Genomic DNA, 16,897 nt, shown 5'->3' with positions numbered 1-16,897 from the left:
TAGCCCCCGCATTGCGTCGCGGACTACCGGCGGCTTCTCAGCGACTTGAAACCGGTCTGCCGAACTGTCACGGGCGCTGAAACACGTGTTGCACAGGTTAAAACGTTGCGTTACGTGTGGGTTATGGCTGACGGACCTCTATCAGAGCAATTGGTTGCCGGCTTCGACGCCCTGTCGGAGCAATTCCAATCGGCGGCGCGCTATATTATCGATCATCCACATGACGTCGCCCTGCTATCCATGCGGGATCAAGCGCGACTGGCCGGGGTCCAGCCTGCTACTATGACAAGGCTGGCCAAGCATCTCGGCCTGGCGGGTTATGACGAACTTCGACGAATGTACGCTGACGCGGTTCGCAACGGCGACGCGGGTTTCGCGCGAAAGGCGGACGCGCAAGTGGTCACCCAGAAACGCAAGGGCGACCAAGGTTTCGCTCGCGAGGTTCTCCGAACACAAGCGGCGCAAATCGTACAGCTAGCCGAATCCTCCCAACTTGATGCAATAGTATCGGCCGCGCGGCGCCTTGCGTCTGCCAATTGCGTCTATTGCATCGGCCTGAGGTCAAGTCACGCGATTGCCTGGCATCTGCACTACATCTTGTCGATGATCGGGGAAAAGTCCGTCATGCTCGATGCGATGGCCGGAACGGGTACGGATGCGTTTGCCCGCGCCACCCGCGACGACGTTCTGTTTGCGACAAGTGTATTTCCTTACACACGCTCAACGGTTGAGCTCGCGGAATATGCGCATCAGCATGGCATTTCCATTGTCGCCATTACCGACAGCAAGGTTGCTCCACTCGCCCGCGTCGCCGACGACGTAGTCCTTGTCCAAACAGAAAGTCCTTCATTCTTTCACGCGATGACACCCGCTTTTGCGGTGGCGGAAGTGCTGGGCGCATTGATTGCCGGACAGGGTGCTGAAGCCGCGCGTGAATCCCTGCTCCGATTCGATGCTCACCTTGCGGATTTCAACACCCACCTGAAATCTAGAAACCGGAATCGAAAGCTCCGCTCGTCCAAACCGGCATCTTCAGCGGCGAAAAATGCGCTTGGTCGGAAATCCGAAAAGAGTGGCGACTAGAACTGATCTCCGCCGAGGTGTTAGCCGGGGGAGCGGGATCGCGGTCGATTGCGCGCCCCTCGGTTCACAACCCCAACGGGCCTGATCACAGCGACCTAGCGAACCTTCGGGCTCGCTCAGCTGGCTGCAGCATGGATCAGATCGGATCATATGGTGGCTCTCCAGTGTCACTGGGCCGCATCCCGTGAACGAAACCCCGATAGGCCGAGGATAAAGGACATATCGGCTGTTCCGAAAGCACCGGTCATGCGGATGAAGAACGTTGCCGTATCGAGGGTTCCTTGGGACCCTCCGCGCCACATCGCGCGGCCCCCAGCGGCGAAGGACAGATGGCCAGCTTCTGCCGGCCGGCCGCGCACTGGCCCGGCTATTCCAATTTTGGAATGATCCATTTCGTTCACAAATCCTACATTGCAACATGTGTTGCAAATCTGACTGGGTCTGATATCGTGCCGGGCGAGCGTGGTCACTGCATCTCGTGTTGATAGGAAGCATGATGTTTGGAACGGTTACTTACGGAATCCAGGACGATATTGCCGAAATTCGCTTGAACCGGCCGCACCGGCTAAACGCAGTGGTGCAGCAACTGTACGACGATCTCCTGGAGGCTCTCAATCAGGCTGAACGAGATAAAAACGTGCGCGTGATTGTGTTGACCGGCCAAGGGCGGGCGTTTTGTGTCGGTGCTGACATGAAGGAGCACAAGGCCGGTCGTTCGGCCTTTGACAGGCGACAATACCTGATGAGCGAACAAAGGGTGTGTCGAAGTCTGCTTTCACATCCAAAGCCGATCATTGCGGCCGTGAACGGCTATGCGCTGGGTGCCGGTGCCGAGATGGCGATCGCTTGTGATTTCATGGTCATGGCCGCATCGGCGCGGATCGGATTTCCGGAGATTGGCCTTGGTGCATTCCTCGGCGGCGGCGTCACGCATATCCTCCCAAGACTTGTCGGCCTGGCAAAAGCGCGTGAGCTGATCTTCCTTGGTCGACAGATCGATGGAGCTGAAGCGGTCCGGATGGGGCTGGCGTCACGCTGTGTCCCCGACGACGAGTTTGCGGAAGGCATCCGGACTTTGGCAGCCGAACTGTCGAAGAAGGCCCCATACTCGATGCAGCTTGCCAAACAACAGTTAGCATCGGCTGCTCACGGGACGTTCGACTCTGTGCTTACTGCTGAGCTTGAGGGCATGATGTTTTGTTCGACTACCCGTGATTGGCAGGAGGGCGTCGAAGCTTTCGCCGAGAAGCGTCCGCCAGTGTTCCGGGGGGAGTAACAATGGTATCGAACGACCTGCTCCACATCCTTTATCCCAACTCCATTGCAATCATCGGCGCGTCCAATAATCCTGCGAAGCGCGGATATCGGTCGTTGAGAAAACTCTTGGATGACGGCTATGCCGGGGCAATTTACCCGGTCAATCCTAAGGAGAATGAAATCTGCGGCGTTCGGTGTCTACCCGATGTGGGCAGCTTGCCGGAGCCTGTCGACCTTGCGCTGATCTGTACTCCTGCTGCGACGGTTGCATCAGTCATTGCCGAATGCGCCGAAAAAAGGGTGCGCGGTGCCGTGGTACTGGCGGGAGGCTTCGCGGAAACTGGAGACGATGGCAAGCGGCTCCAGGATGCGGTACTCGCCGCTGCGCGCGCTGGTGGCGTGAGGATCATAGGCCCAAACACCTCTGGTATTTTCAACACCCACAAAGCCTGTAACCTTGTCGGCTTTTCGGAGTTGCGCAAGGGTAGCATTGGGCTTTTGTCTCAATCCGGAAACATGGCTTTGTCGCTGGTCACGGACGCGCAAGCCAACGGCCATCTCGGTTTAAGCACCTATGTCGGCGTCGGGAACGAGGCCGACATCGGATTCGACGAATATCTCGACTACTTTGCGGCCGATCCCAACACCCACGTTGTAATCGCTTACGTTGAAGGACTGAAGGACGGCCGCCGCTTCTTGAGCGCCCTGAAGCGCATCTCGCTAGAAAAACCAGTCGTTATCTATAAATCAGGTCGGACAAGTGCCGGGCGCATTTCCGCAAAGTCCCATACCGGTGCTTTGGCTGGCGAATATGCGGTCAACGAGGGCGTCCTGAGACAAGCCGGTGCAGTCATCGCGCACCGATCCGACGAGATCCTGCCAATGGCGGAAGCGCTATCGTTGCTACCGCCTCTGCGTTCGTGTCGCGTTGCCATCCTTGCAGACGGCGGGGGTCACGCCACCATTGCGGCCGACGCGTTATCTGAGCGCGGTGTGGCGCTCGCTTCCTTAAGCGACGAGACACGACGGCGGCTAGCGGCGGTGCTCCCTCCGGCCGCGTCGCTCATCAATCCAATCGACCTGGCCGGCGGTACCGATGCGGATCCATCAGTTTTTGCCGCTTGCGCAGAGATCCTGCTGCAGGACGCGGCGGTGGACGGACTTCTTATATCCGGCCTCTATGGCGGGTATGCGGTCCGTTTCTCACCAGACTTGCTCGCCGCAGAAATCGGTGCGACGGACATGATCGGCGCGATGCCGCACCGATTTGGAAAGCCCGTAGTCGTTCACAGCCTGTACGGTGTGCTTCAAGCAGATCAGCGGCCATTACCGCTCGTGAACATGCGTCGAGCCGGTATCCCCGTGCACAGTTCCCTGGAAACCGCTGTGCGATGCATGCAAGCTTTGGCGGAGTACAGTGAGGTGAGCCGCACCTTTGAATCGTTGCCGCTTCGTGCGGAGCCCGACGGCGTGTTCGCGCAGGTGCTCGCCCGGTGCACGGCCGAGGGTAGGCGGGTGGTCTTGGAGCACGAAGGCCGATCCAGCCTGCGCGACTTCGGCCTCGATCTCGCTCCGACTTTTCTGGCCACTGATGAAAGTGAGGCCGAAGAGGCTTTTCGCCAGCTCGGTGGACAGCCGGTCGCGATGAAAATCGTATCTCGCGACATCCTGCATAAGACCGAGGCCGGCGGCGTCAAACTCGACGTTACCGACGCCGCATCGGTGCGTCGCCGCTTCCTGGAGATCGTCGCAAACGCCAAGGCTGCAGTTACTAATCCGAATATTGCCGGCGTCCTCGTCACTCCGATGGCCGCAAAGGGGGGCGTCGAGGTCATCGTCGGCGTTGTGCGCGACCCTGTATACGGTCCAGTAATGATGTTTGGGCTGGGCGGAGTCCTCGTCGAAGTTTTTGGAGATGTAGTGTTCCGAGCGCTTCCGATTTCGCGGAGTGATGCCTTTGCGATGTTGGACGAAATCAGGGCGCGAGCGCTTCTCGATGGCGTGCGAGGGGGAGCGCCGGTCGATCGAGAAGCGCTCGCGGACTTGATGGTGCGTATTTCGGGGTTCGTTGAAGCGTTCCCGGAGATCGACGAACTCGACCTTAATCCCGTCCTTGCCTATTCCCACGGTCTGACTGTTCTGGATGTTCGCATCCTTCTCACCGAGTCCTCCAGAATGCACTCGGCACACAAGCAAGGGATTGAGGCATGACCGATCTGCCGAGACTGATCGACGCGAAACTCGAGGTGAGCGATCGTGTCGCTGTGCTCTTGCTGGACCGCGACGACGTCCGCAACGAACTGACCGGTACGGCCCTGATCGACGATATCGTGCAAACAGTCGACTGGATCAATGGCGCGGCCGTCTCAGTATTGGTCGTGACCGGGGCCGGTAAGGCCTTTTCCGCCGGCGGCAACGTTAAGGACATGCGCGACCGTAAGGGGAGCTTTGCTGGCGATGTCCATGACGTGCAGGATCGCTACCGCCGTGGCATCCAACGAATGGCCCTGGCCATGCACCGCCTGGAGGTGCCAGCTATTGCCGCCGTTAACGGCGCTGCGATCGGGGCGGGCTTCGATCTCGCAACTATGTGCGATATCCGAATCGCGGCCGACAATGCGGTATTCGGTTCGACGTTTATCAATCTGGGCATTGTTCCAGGAGATGGCGGTGCTTGGTTCCTGCAGGACCTGCTCGGCCCACAGAGAGCGGCGGATCTCATATTCACCGGGCGACTGGTGCCCGCCAAGGAGGCTTTACGGATGGGAATCCTGCTTGAGATCACGGCGGCGTGGGCATTGCACTCGCAAGCGCAGCAACTCGCCGCAAGCATTGCCAGCAAGCCACCTCAGGCGCTGCGGCTTGCTAAACGGCTGCTGAAGGCGACGCGGCGGTTGGATTTGCCTGATTTCCTCGATCTCTGTGCACTATTTCAGGGCATCTGCCACAACACAAGGGATCATATTGAGGCGATCGAAGCGTTCCTGGATAAGCGTCCCGCTCAGTTCCAAGGGCGCTGATAGCCTCGTCCAATGATGTTCTCGGCCGGGTTCACGTCCGGCGCGCGCGGCGGCAGGACGATGAGCGTCAAATCGGCCGGCAGGTCGAGCTTGTCGGCGGCGTGCAATTCGGCTCGGTTGAGCAGCAGGACGGCATGGCTCCCGGCGCCACATGGCGACTGATTTCGTCGAGATGAAGCTGCATAGCCTCAGTGTCTGAAGTGGCCCCCGTTTTACCGGACAGGCAGCGGGTTGCATTAAGCACCAGCGGCTTTCGCCCTGAACTCGCGTAGCGAGAGGAAGCGCAAGCCGGAGTGCCCGTGGATTTCATTGTAGTCGTCGAACCATTTCGGCAGCAAGGCCAGGACAGTTTCGGCGTCGGGCAGAATGACGTTTCGGGCGTAGTCCCGTTTCAGCGTTTTCACGAATGCCTCGGAGATGCCGTTGCCTTGCGGGGAGCCGACTGGAGTGAAGGCGAGCCTGAGGCCGAGTGCCGCTGCGGTGGTCGCCGTTTCCCGGGCGATGTAGGCGCTGCCATTGTCGGACAGCCATTCGACGGGATGCGGCTTCTTGGCGCCAACAATGCGCCGCTCGACGGCTTCAATCATGAGATCACGCACCATCTGGCTCGAGACGCCGCCATGGGCGACGGCCGACCAAGCGATTATCTCGCGGTCGCAGGCATCGATGACGAACAGCACGCGGACAATATCGCCGTTGCGGCATTTGAGTTCGAGATGGTCCGAGCACCAGCGGATGTTGGAGTGCAGCGCGATGACGCCGGGCGGTAGGCGGTATGGCGCGTCAAGAACCAGACCATTGGTCTGCATGATGCGCAGCACCCGCTTGCGGTTGATAGGCGGCAAGCCCTGGTCGCGCCGTTCGCGGTTGAGCAAGGCGGATGCGCCGATAGCCATAGGTCGGCCGCTGGTCGACCAGCCTGCGGATCATGGGCAGCACGGCAACATCGCCAGGCTTGGCGTAGGGCTTACGCGTCGCAGGGCTTTCGAGAGGGTGTTTCCGCGTCTGCTCGGCAAGGTTGGAGCGGGAGACGCCGATTGTGTCCGCGACGCTCTTCACAGGGAACCGTCCTTGTCGAGCGAGGCGAGCCGCGACGCTGGCTTTTTGGGGGCGGCGAGATCGAGCGCTTCCTTGAGGATCTCGACCTCCACGGTCTTGCGACCAAGCATGCGCTCCAGGTCGCGCACGCAGCCTGGGCCGCGTGCCGGGCGTGGCCCACTGCCTGACGGTGCCGTTCGTCTGACCGATGCGGGCTTTATCCTGGAACCAGATCTCGACCGACGTCTCCTTCGGCAGATCGGACAGATGGGGTGATTGGGGTCTCTGCCGAGCCCGGATGAGGGCGGCTGCTCCTGTCGAGATGTGAGAACGTGGTCGATGTTGATTCGCCACAAACATCGGGAAGGAGCAGCCATGAAGTATTTTGCCGGACTGGACGTGTCTTTAGAAGAGACTGCGATCTGCGTGGTCGAGGAGAGCGGACGGATCGTCAAGGAGACGCGTGCGGCGAGCGAGCCGGAGGCGTTGATCAAAGCGCTGCGCAAAGTCGGGCTTCGGCTGGAGCGCATCGGCCTGGAAGCGTGCTCGCTGACGGCTTGGCTTCACGACGGATTGCGCGCCGAAGGCCTGCCGGCGATCTGCATTGAGACGCGGGCTGCCAATGCGGCCATGAAGACGATGCCGAACAAGACCGATCGCAACGATGCCCGCGCGCTTGCGCAGATCATGCGCACCGGCTGGTATCGGCAGGTGCATGTCAAGAGCCGGCAATGCCGGCTCTGGCGTTCTCTCCTGGTTGCCCGCCGCACTGTGCTGAACGAAATGCGCAGCATCGAGAATGTGGTCCGGGCGACCCTGCGGGAGGCCGGCATCAAGCTGGGCACGCCGTCGCGAACCACCTTCGCTGGTCGTGTGCACGAACTGGCCGGCGCTGACGCCGAGGTGATGGCGATGGTCGGGCCGCTGCTTACAATCCTCAGCGTCATGCTGAAGGAGTTCGCCCGCCTGACCAAGCAAGTTCTCGACATCGTCCGCAAGGAGGAAGTCTGTCGGCGGCTGATGAGCGCGCCCGGCGTCGGGACAACAGCTTCATAATACCCGCTATCAGTCGGGCGAGACGATTATCCGTTACCGATTCCATCCCCGTTACGGGGAAACGGTGACTGTTGCCGGGCGCAATCGTCGTGGTGACGAGGTCAGTCTGACCATCCGCCAGCCAGACGGCACCCTGGCGCATCTGCCGATCTGGATGACGGAAGATCAAGCGGAGGCGATGATGATGACGGAGCATCCTCGTCTGCCGCTGGCCTATCTGCACGAACTTCGTCTTGAGCTCGATGCCTGTCTAACCTTGCTGCGTGACGATTCCCGTCACGAAGGAGGAGACATGCATGAAGCAACGGCAACCCTGTCACCGCCAATTCGATCTCTTCGTGCCCAAGACCCCACCGGTACTGGTAGCAGCGTCCGAGCGGACGAAGCTATTGCCACTGGTGAGCGCGCTGCTGTCGGAAACACTCAGCGTCCCCGCAGTGACGGAGGCCGGCGATGAAGATCACGTCTGACCACCTGGCGCGCGGCGCCTTCATCTACATTCGGCAATCCACCGTCGATCAGCTTGCCAACAATCATGAGAGCCGGCGGCGTCAATATGGACTTGCCGACCGTGCCCATGCTCTTGGCTGGACGGATGTGACAGTCATCGACGACGACCTTGGCCGCTCGGGGTCGGGCGTCAGTCGTCCGGGCTTCGAGAAGCTGTTGGCAGCGATCTGCGAAGGCCGCGTCGGTGCCGTTTTTGCGATCGAAGTGTCGCGTCTGGCGCGCAATGGACGCGACTGGCACACGCTGATCGAATTTTGCGGACTGGTTGGCACGGTGATTGTCGATGAGGATGGAATCTATGAACCACGCCATCCAAACGATCGGTTGTTGCTGGGCATGAAAGGGACGATGAGCGAACTCGAACTGTCGCTCCTGCGGGCCCGTTCGATGGAAGCCTTGAAGCAGAAGGCACGACGGGGCGAGCTCTTCTTCACGGTAGCTGTCGGCTATATGAAAATGGGCCGCGACAAGATCGAAATGGATCCAGACCTGCGTGTGCGAGAGGCGATCGGGTTGGTCTTCACCCGCTTTGCCGAAATGCAAAGCATCCGCCAGGTGTTCTTGTCGCTTCGAAGCGACCAGATCGCGCTGCCGTACCTCAACTCCAGGAACTCCGGACAACGAGAGGTGCTGTGGAAGCTTCCGGTCTATGCGACGGTGAGCAATCTTCTCACCAATCCTGTTTATGCCGGCGCTTACGCCTTTGGCCGAACCGGAAGTCGGACGATAATCGAAAACGGCCGCAAGCGAATCGTGCGCGGCCGTCGCAAAGATCGTTCAGATTGGGCTGTCTTGCTCGTTGACCATCACGAAGGCTATTTGTCCTGGGCGGAGTTTGAAAGGAACCAACGGCTGATCGCTGACAATGCCAACGGCAAGGGCATGATGGTGCGCGGGCCGGTGCGCAAGGGGGAGGCTTTGCTCGCGGGCCTGCTGCGTTGCGGCCATTGCGGCCGCCGCCTGCTCGTCAGCTACAACGGCACCAAGGGCGATGTCGGCCGCTATAAGTGTGACGCCACCCGAAGCAACCCTGGCGGTGATCCCTGTATCTCGTTCGGCGCACTGCGCGTCGACGAAGCGGTGGGTGTCGAGATCGTGCGGTTGCTGCAGCCGCTCGGCGTTGAAGCGGCCATCCAAGCGATCACGCAGTGCGAGCACCAGTCTGGCGAAAAACAGCGCCAGATCGAGTTGGCGCTCGAACAGGCGCGATATGACGCAACCAGGGCGCACCGACAGTATGACACGGTCGACCCCGACAATCGTCTGGTAGCTGGCGAACTTGAGCGACGGTGGAATGGCGCCCTCGCGAGCGTACGCGCTCTCGAGGAAGAATTGGAGGCCCTGCTGCGACAGCGGCCGGCAGCTTTGGGCGTCGAGGAGCGCCAGCGTCTATTGCAAATGGGGGCCGATTTGGAGGCTGCCTGGCATCATCCGGCGGCCACTTCCGTCACGCGCAAGCGTATCGTCCGGGTCGTGTTGCGCGAGATCGTGGCACAGGTCGAGGGTGACGAGGTTCATTTGTTGTTGCATTGGCAGGGTGGCGATCACACCAGCCTGACGGTGAGAAAGAACCGGCGAGGTCAGACGCGGTGGTGCGTCGAGCCTGAGACGGTGGAGTTGATCCGCGCCTGCGCACGAATGATGCCTGACAAGGCCATTGCCGGCATGCTCAACCGGATGGGAAAGCGGACAGGTCGATCGAATGGATGGACACAGTCGCGTGTGCGGGGCTTCCGCAATACGCACGACATCGCGGTCTACAGGGATGGCGAATGGGCCGAGCGCGGCGAAGTCACGTTGACTGAAGCCGCCAGCATGCTCAATCTGAGCCCTGCGACGGTCCTTCGCCAGATTCGCGCCGGCATCATCCCTGCCCAGCAATATTGCATGGGCGCACCTTGGGTTCTCAAACGAGGAAATATCGAAGATTCGCATCTGATCGAGCGGATCAAGTCGTGCTCCAAGGGGCCGCCATCATCAGATTCGGATCAGAAGACCCTTGTCTTTCAATAGCGTAGCGAGATGGGCATTATGACGTGGGACCAGGGCCGATCACGGCGCTCACCTTCCGCGCCACAATCGACCGACCGGAGCGGTTCGGCTCCTCGCAGGCGGTGGGAGCGCATCTGGGGCTGGCGCCGGCGCGCCACCAGTCCGGTGAGACCGACATCCAAGGCAAGGTCAGCCGCTGCGGCGACGAACTCGCCCGCACCGCCCTCTACGAGGCGGCGCATTCGCTGCTCGTGCGCTCGAAGAAATGGTCGAGCTTGCGCGCCTGGGGCATGAACATCGCCAAACGCCGCGGCATGGCGCGGGCCCGGGTAGCAGTCGCCCGCAAGCTTGCCGTCATCCTCCATCGCATGTGGGCCGACGCGACCGAGTTACGCTTTGGAAAGGAGCCTGCCGCATTGGCGGCGTGACCCGAGACAAATCAAAGGAGGCAAAGAACACGAACAAAGCTTTCGTCCGAAAGGGCGATGCCCGGATCGTTCCGTGGGGGCGATGGGCGAGGCGATCTCGTTGGGTGTCCCGAACCTGCCGAACCAAGGTTCGCAAGGTCGTGAAACAGATAGAGACGTCTCGCTCTCCTGATCCCATCATGCGGCGGCCCCAAGCGCCGACCGCGAAGAGAAGCGCGTGACCCGCGGACGATACGATCCGGAAAAAGAACAGGAGCAGCTTGACATCGACGACCCCAATCAGAGAAGGGCACTCAACATGCGCGAGTTTTTGAACACGTCCATGACACGAGCGTCCTGCCCATGGATGGCGCGGCCTGGCGCTCATGTGCGAGAAGCCGAGCTCGTTCAACAGCTTCCGACATAGCGTTCATGGTTGTCGATGCCGAAGCGTTCTCATCCGTCCTCTAGCGCTGATTCAGTTCCTGCGGCAGAGCCATCGGGGCCCGCGGGCCCGGCCTCGTTGCCGCCACGGCGCTTGTGACCTCCCAGCGAGGCGAGACAGTTTTTGTGATTTCATCTGGATGCACTCTCTCGGTCACCGTTCGTCAAGCCCGACGGAAGACTGAGCCGCCTGCATTGGATGATCCATATGCGACATTTCATGGATAGCGCAAACATCTGTTGCAAAGTCGGTCGCGACAAGCTAGCGATAGAGGCCGCGATAATAACCGCCCATCAGAAGGTATGGGCTGCTAAAAAGGTGATATCCCAATGCTCGATTCTTATCCTACCAAAGGTAAGCGGTGGCCCGCCTGGGTGAAGCAGGGCTTGGCGTTCCACGGCGCGCCCCTTGGAATCATGCTAACTGAACGCTGGCCTACCCCCGGCGTCCGCCCTTATTTACCCGGAGACACTGGCAATGCGACAACTTGGAGCGTCCCCGTGCGCTACAAGACAGTGCCCGGTCTCAACAATGCGTCGATCTTTGCGAGTGACGGCGACAAGATGACAGCGGCTGTGGTGCAGACTGCTCGTGAGCTCGTTCGTGAGGGCGCTCAGTTGATCGCCTGTAACTGCGGGTACTCGATTCGGTACCAGCAAGCGGTGCGTGACGCGGTAGACGTGCCGGTGTTCCTATCGCCCCTTCTCCTCGCTCCTTTTCTCGAAATGATGCTTCCATCGAACCAGGCCCTCGGCATCATTGTGGCAAACAAGCCTGCGCTAACTCAGGACATGTTGGAAGCGAGCGGGTTGCGAGCCGATATTGGCCGTAGGGTTGTCGTCGTCGGGCTGGAGGACACTCCCGTATTCGCGCCCTCTTATGTTAGACCCGAGGGCGACCTGGACGTCGGCGGCTGCCAGGCTGACCTAGTCAATACTGCGGTAGCTCTACAAAAGGAGCGCCCCGACATTGGGATGCTGTTGCTGGAATGCGGCGATCTGCCGCCTTACGCCCATGCGATTCAGCAGGCGACCCAAATTCCTGTCTTCGACTTCACCTCGATGGTCGAGTTCTTCGTACGAGGGTTGGTGCGCAAGCCCTTCACGGGCCTAATCTAAAGGCCCTTAAGTGCGGGGGACCGTGGCTGAGGCCCGTTCCCCGCGGTAAGATGATGCCGGAACTCGTATTCCATAGCAAGTTCTTTGCTTAGCGCAACACATCGTTCGATCTGTTCTCCAATCAGCCTGCTGGGAAGTCCGCCCGGCCGCCGCCGCGCTAGGCGCTGCCGGAAGAGACGCGCCGGCGGCTGAGCAGGCTTTGCTGCGCCTGATCCCCGACCACGTCGACGGCGATCGCGCCGTGCGATGGGAGGCCGAGCTATGGTCGGAATTGGGTGACGAGGCCGATCAGGCGGCGCGGTGGTCCGGCGTCAGCGAGTCAGCGACACCGTCGGTGAATTTGACGCCGGCGATGACCCTTGGCAACTGATTTTCGCCCTTCAGCCGACGCCAGGTTTTGGCAGCGCTCATGACGAGCTTGAAGACCATAAGCCGGGCCGTCCTGTGCGACAGGCTTCCCTTGGTGCGCACCGTGCGGTGCCGGACGGTGGCGAAGACGCTTTCGATCGGATTCGTAACCGGTATAAGATTCTCGGTGCCGATCTCCGGCTGCGGTTTTCGCGATCGCGGCGTATGGTGCGACCATCCGGGACAGAGGCACCGGGAGCACGAAGGTGCGGGCAGGCCGATCCAGTACGTTGAGCTGCGAGCTCGTGTTAGTAGATGGCCGCCTCTGCGACTCGCCCGGTTGCGCTGAGAGCGCGAATCCGTAGTTGTCGTGTCGCCCGCGGCTCCCCACTAACTGATCGAGAGGAGACAAGGGAATGCGACGTGTAATCGGAATCGACACGCACCGCACCTTTGGGGAGGTGGTGATCTGGGAAGATGGTCGACTGCGGCATGTGGGCCGGGTCGACATGACGCGAACCGCGCTGGAAGGCTTCGGCAAAACCCTTCTGGCCGACGACGAGGTGGTCATCGAAGCCACTGGCAACTGCATGGCGGTCTCTCGGGTGCTGTCGCCATGCGTGAAGCGGGTGGTGATCGCCAACCCGCTGCAGGTGAAGGCGATCGCGCACGCCCATGTGAAGACCGACAAGATCGACGCCGGCACGCTGGCCAGCTTGTACGCAGCCGGCTACCTGCCGGAGATCTGGACACCGGATGCCGCCACCGAGCGGATGCGCAGACTGGTCGCGCGGCGCTACCAGGTCGTGCGGCATCGGACCCGGATCAAGAACGAGGTACATTCGATCCTCTACGCTCATCTGATTCCACGGTGTCCCCATGCGGACCTGTTCGGGCGGCTCGGTCGTGCCTGGCTCATCGGACAGCCGGTGCCGGATGACGAGCGCGCCGCAATCGAGCGCCATATCCGGGAACTGGATCGGCTGGGTGACGATCTCCGCGTGCTTGACCGGGAGATTGCCGAGCGCGCGCTCGACGATGCGGCGATCAAACGGCTGCTCACAATCACTGGCGTCAATCTGGCGGTGGCGGCCGGGTTGATGGCGGCGATCGGCGACATCGGCCGTTTTTCCAGCCCGCAAAAGCTGGTGAGCTATTTCGGCCTGAACCCACGAGTGCGCCAGTCGGGGCTCGGCGCTGCCCATCACGGACGGATCAGCAAGGTCGGACGCAGCCATGCCCGCGCGATGCTGGTGGAAGCCGCCTGGGCGGCCGCCAAGACCCCGGGGCCGCTCCATGCGTTCTTTGTCCGCATCCGGGCCCGGCGCGGCCATCAGGTTGCCGCCGTCGCCGTGGCGCACAAGCTGACGGTGCTCGTCTGGCATATGTTGACGAAAGAGGCGGACTACCTCTGGGCGAGACCCAGTCTCGTTGCACACAAGATGCGCAGCATGGAGTTGCAGGCCGGCAAGCCGCAGAAGAAGGGCAACAGCCGCGGACCGACCTATGCCTACAATGTCAAGGATCTGCGGAACCAGGAGATGCGCGTCGCCGAGCAGGCCCAGAAAGGATACGAACACTTCGTTGAGGCTTGGCGCCCGCGCCTGCCAAAGGAAAAGGCGCGCGGGCGCCTCAGTCCGGCAAGGCTCGAATAAGGCGGCCCGGCGGCGCTTTCAGCCGATGCACCACGCTTCGCCACGAGGTCGCCCGCGCACGACGACAATAGCGGACTGCGTCGGGTATTTCCAGTTGCGCCTTGCAACCCGATCCGATCGGGCCGCCGTGCTCGGGTCGGTCAAGGCCCAAGCCTTGCGGTGGCCGCGTAAAAACGCGGCCAGCCTTGACTGCCCCCTGCGCGCGGCGGCTGTGAATGGGGCGGTCGTGACGGAAGAACACCAGCGACGCGGTCGAACCAAAGAACATACTCGGGGAGGTTTTAGGGCTCGTCACAACATAGCGCTTGTCGATCTCATCCGTAGCGGACTGCGTTGGGTATTTCCAGTTGCGCCTTGCAACCCGATCCGATCGGGCCGCCGTGCTCGGGTCGGTCAAGGCCCAAGCCTTGCGGTGGCCGCGTAAAAACGCGGCCAGCCTTGACTGCCCCCTGCGCGCGGCGGCTGTGAATGGGGCGGTCGTGACGGAAGAACACCAGCGACGCGGTCGAACCAAAGAACATACTCGGGGAGGTTTTAGGGCTCGTCACAACATAGCGCTTGTCGATCTCATCCGAGGTGCGCAGATGGTCCCAGTGCTCGGCCGGGAAGTCGAAGAAGGTCAGCAGCGCCTCGCGGTCCTTCGTCAGGCAGTCGACGGCCTTGGGATATTTGGCCTCGTATTTGTCGACGAAAATGGCCATCGCAACCTCGGAGGTCGCCCGATCGGGCGCGTCGCGGATCTCCCTGAGATCGGCCTTCATGTTCGGCTGCACCGATTTCGGCACCTTGTTGAGCACGTTGAGGACCTTGTGCTGCCAACACCGTTGATGCCGGGTCGACGGAAAAATCTCCTCAAGCGCCTTCCAGAAGCCGATCGCGCCGTCGCCGACGGCGATCTGCGGTACGACCGAAAGCCCGCGGGCCTTCAGATCAACGAGCAACTCGCGCCAACTCTGCGCGCTTTCTCGCACGCCGACCTGAAAGCCGACCAGTTCCTTCCTGCCTTCCGGCGTCGCGCCGATGACAACCAGCATGCAGGCGGCATCATCCTCCATGCGCGCCTGAAGATAGACCCCGTCGGCCCAGATGTAGACATAATGGCGGGCCGAGAGGTCGCGGCGCTGCCAGCGATCATAGTCGGCCTGCCACTCCTCCTTCAGCCGTCCGATCACCGACGGCGACAGGTTCGGTGCGTCCTTGCCGAGAAGCGCGGCAAGCGCCTCCTGGAAATCGCCGGTCGAGATGCCACGCAGGTAAAGGACCGGCAGCAGCGCGTCGAGGCTCTTCGTCCGCCGCGCCCATTTCGGCAAGATCGCCGAAGTGAAGGTGATGCGGTCGTCGCCGGAGGCCTCCGCGGCCCGGTCGCGCAGCTTGACACGGCTCACCGCAACCGGGCCGATCCCCGTCTGGATCGTTCTCTCAGGGCCATGCCCGTGGCGTACCAAGCGGGCCCGCCCATCGGCCAGGCGCTCGTCGGCCAAGGCGGCCAGGAATGCCTCGGCTTCCGCCTCGACGGCCTGCGCCAGAAGTCGCCGGGCGCCCTCGCGCAGAACCGATGTCAGGGGATCATCGAGTGTGTCGGGATGCGGAAAGGAAACAACGGTGGTATCTGTCTTCATGGCGTATCGCTCCTTCGTGAGGTTCTGGCAGGCTTTGTCACCCGCCTCGATACGCCGCCTTCCTCAAACCGTCATCACCCAGTTTCCGCCATAGCTCTGGGAGGCCACGGGTCACGATGCATGAGAGGATCAGCCGGAACCGTTTGGAGCGTAAGGCAATTCTTTATGTACCCCAGTCGTCGGCCCATCAAGTTCTGCACAATCGGGAGGGCAGCACGCTTCAACACACGATGCGTGACCGGCTGACAGGGCTCGGCTGGTGTCGAATACCAACCACCGGTGGCGATTTCGTTGGTCTGCCGCCCGGCGCGTCGCCCGAGCCCGCTTCGACCAGATATTTGCAGAGATCGGTCCCCGGCAAAGTCGGCAGTAGGGGCCCGTGAAGTGTCGCTTCGTCGATACGTATTGATAGACCAAGAGACGGTCTATGCGCCGCAATGGGGCAATAACCGATCGCTGCTGGGACTGAAGGGCAGTCTCAACGAGTACGAACGCGATCTTCTACGCCAGCATTCGGCGGCGCCAATGCCTATGGTAAGTTTCGTGCTGCGCTCGGATTTGGCCCGGCCGCTGATCGAACAGGAACCGACGCAGGACGCGCGAGGAATGGCTCGCATTGATCCGGGGCAGCTATGAAGATACGTCAGTTGGGAAAGGGCTGAAGCGATCCCTCGACAATGGTCGAGCCGCGCTGCATCGCCTTTGGCGGACTGCGTGTCGATGATGCTATTGAGGAAAAACTGCTGCGTGTCTTCTAGTCGGGCGCGATCGCTGCCGCCGCCTAGGCCAAGGCGCCAGGCAGCCGATCGCCGCGACCAGGTTCTCTGTCCGTTACGCCGCCGACCGGCTGGTTACAGCGGAACTGGAGCCACCATGGAACCGCGCCCTGGGGCATGGCGGCGAGATCGGGGCAATATCACCGCACATGCAGATGTTGGCCGCGCAAGGCATCCATCTTGACCGCACAACGCTGGGCCTGTGGCTGAAGCATCTCGCGTGACGGCTGCGCCCGCTCTACGAGCGGCACTTCAGATCACCCACGAGCAGGCACGGGTCTTCTGTGATGAAACCCCACTGCCGGTGCTTGACCCGGCCGGGGCCACCGGAATCGCTGCCGGTTGTGGGTCCACGTGATGAACGACCGGCCTGGAACGGCCAACGCCGCAGGCGTCACTTATGCCTTCGCGGTGGGCCGTTCAGGCTGATAGGGATGGGCTATCGTCAGCATGGGCGAGAAGTTGGCCTCAGCTCCCAGCAGAGGCGGGATAATTTTTGTGGTTCAGCTCGATGCACTCTCGCGGTCGTTCTCATCAAGCCTCAATAGGAGATGCGAGCCACATTGGCAGTGA

General features: G+C 61.3%; 11 protein-coding genes and 5 pseudogenes. 12 read left to right on the top strand and 4 right to left on the bottom strand.

Annotated elements, in window-relative coordinates; all coding sequences use genetic code 11:
• The first annotated feature begins 123 nt into the window (after window positions 1-123).
• The 4 genes from ABVK50_RS05000 (at window position 124) to ABVK50_RS04985 (ending at window position 5,360) form a co-directional block, all read left to right on the top strand.
• Complete coding sequence (locus ABVK50_RS05000; protein WP_353642590.1) at window positions 124-1,083, top strand: MurR/RpiR family transcriptional regulator; 960 nt, start codon at window positions 124-126, stop codon at window positions 1,081-1,083.
• Between the two features lie 496 nt (window positions 1,084-1,579).
• Complete coding sequence (locus ABVK50_RS04995) at window positions 1,580-2,359, top strand: enoyl-CoA hydratase/isomerase family protein (RefSeq protein WP_353642591.1); 780 nt, start codon at window positions 1,580-1,582, stop codon at window positions 2,357-2,359.
• A gap of 2 nt (window positions 2,360-2,361) precedes the next feature.
• Window positions 2,362-4,551, top strand: coding sequence for an acetate--CoA ligase family protein (locus ABVK50_RS04990; protein WP_353642592.1), 2,190 nt, complete (start codon window positions 2,362-2,364; stop codon window positions 4,549-4,551).
• The gene (locus tag ABVK50_RS04985; protein WP_353642593.1) at window positions 4,548-5,360 is read left to right on the top strand and encodes an enoyl-CoA hydratase-related protein; all 813 of its coding nucleotides are present in this window, start codon (window positions 4,548-4,550) and stop codon (window positions 5,358-5,360) included. Before ABVK50_RS04990 ends, ABVK50_RS04985 begins: the two co-directional genes overlap by 4 nt.
• Here the strand turns inward: ABVK50_RS04985 and ABVK50_RS04980 are convergent.
• Both ABVK50_RS04980 and ABVK50_RS04975 read right to left on the bottom strand, forming a co-directional pair.
• Complete coding sequence (locus tag ABVK50_RS04980) at window positions 5,342-5,467, bottom strand: hypothetical protein (RefSeq protein ID WP_353642594.1); 126 nt, start codon at window positions 5,465-5,467, stop codon at window positions 5,342-5,344. The two genes, ABVK50_RS04985 and ABVK50_RS04980, sit on opposite strands and share 19 nt — an antisense overlap.
• Window positions 5,468-5,596: 129 nt before the next feature.
• A pseudogene (locus tag ABVK50_RS04975) lies at window positions 5,597-6,547 on the bottom strand (IS3 family transposase); the annotation flags it as partial.
• A 226-nt stretch (window positions 6,548-6,773) separates the two neighbouring features.
• On the opposite strand from ABVK50_RS04975, the pseudogene ABVK50_RS04970 reads away from it, so the two are divergent.
• From ABVK50_RS04970 to ABVK50_RS04945, 6 genes and pseudogenes are all read left to right on the top strand, one after another.
• Window positions 6,774-7,439: pseudogene (locus ABVK50_RS04970) on the top strand (transposase); the annotation flags it as partial.
• 79 nt (window positions 7,440-7,518) lie between these two features.
• Complete coding sequence (locus ABVK50_RS04965; protein WP_353642595.1) at window positions 7,519-7,911, top strand: hypothetical protein; 393 nt, start codon at window positions 7,519-7,521, stop codon at window positions 7,909-7,911.
• Window positions 7,908-9,977 (top strand): recombinase family protein, encoded by a 2,070-nt coding sequence (locus ABVK50_RS04960; protein ID WP_353642596.1) that lies wholly within the window; start codon window positions 7,908-7,910, stop codon window positions 9,975-9,977. The genes ABVK50_RS04965 and ABVK50_RS04960 overlap by 4 nt, the downstream gene beginning before the upstream one ends.
• 32 nt (window positions 9,978-10,009) lie before the next feature.
• Window positions 10,010-10,384, top strand: a pseudogene (locus tag ABVK50_RS04955) (transposase); the annotation flags it as partial.
• Between the two features lie 924 nt (window positions 10,385-11,308).
• On the top strand, window positions 11,309-11,926 hold the full coding sequence (locus tag ABVK50_RS04950) for an aspartate/glutamate racemase family protein (protein ID WP_353642597.1): 618 nt from the start codon (window positions 11,309-11,311) through the stop codon (window positions 11,924-11,926).
• A gap of 199 nt (window positions 11,927-12,125) precedes the next feature.
• On the top strand, window positions 12,126-12,296 hold the full coding sequence (locus tag ABVK50_RS04945; RefSeq protein WP_353642598.1) for a hypothetical protein: 171 nt from the start codon (window positions 12,126-12,128) through the stop codon (window positions 12,294-12,296).
• On the opposite strand, the pseudogene ABVK50_RS04940 reads toward ABVK50_RS04945, so the two are convergent.
• A pseudogene (locus ABVK50_RS04940) lies at window positions 12,215-12,442 on the bottom strand (IS256 family transposase); the annotation flags it as partial. The gene ABVK50_RS04945 and the pseudogene ABVK50_RS04940 overlap by 82 nt on opposite strands.
• 266 nt (window positions 12,443-12,708) lie before the next feature.
• Between ABVK50_RS04940 and ABVK50_RS04935 the strand changes: the two are divergent.
• Window positions 12,709-13,929 (top strand): IS110 family transposase, encoded by a 1,221-nt coding sequence (locus ABVK50_RS04935; protein WP_353646018.1) that lies wholly within the window; start codon window positions 12,709-12,711, stop codon window positions 13,927-13,929.
• Between the two features lie 560 nt (window positions 13,930-14,489).
• On the opposite strand, the pseudogene ABVK50_RS04930 reads toward ABVK50_RS04935, so the two are convergent.
• Window positions 14,490-15,548 (bottom strand): annotated as a pseudogene (locus ABVK50_RS04930) (IS256 family transposase); the annotation flags it as partial.
• 384 nt (window positions 15,549-15,932) lie between these two features.
• Between ABVK50_RS04930 and ABVK50_RS04925 the strand changes: the two are divergent.
• Window positions 15,933-16,184 (top strand): hypothetical protein, encoded by a 252-nt coding sequence (locus ABVK50_RS04925; RefSeq protein ID WP_353642599.1) that lies wholly within the window; start codon window positions 15,933-15,935, stop codon window positions 16,182-16,184.
• Window positions 16,185-16,897 lie beyond the last annotated feature (713 nt).

The sequence above is a fragment of the Mesorhizobium sp. WSM2240 genome (assembly GCF_040438645.1).
Classification (GTDB): Bacteria; Pseudomonadota; Alphaproteobacteria; order Rhizobiales; family Rhizobiaceae; genus Allomesorhizobium.
This window is presented reverse-complemented; position numbering and strand designations above follow the sequence as displayed.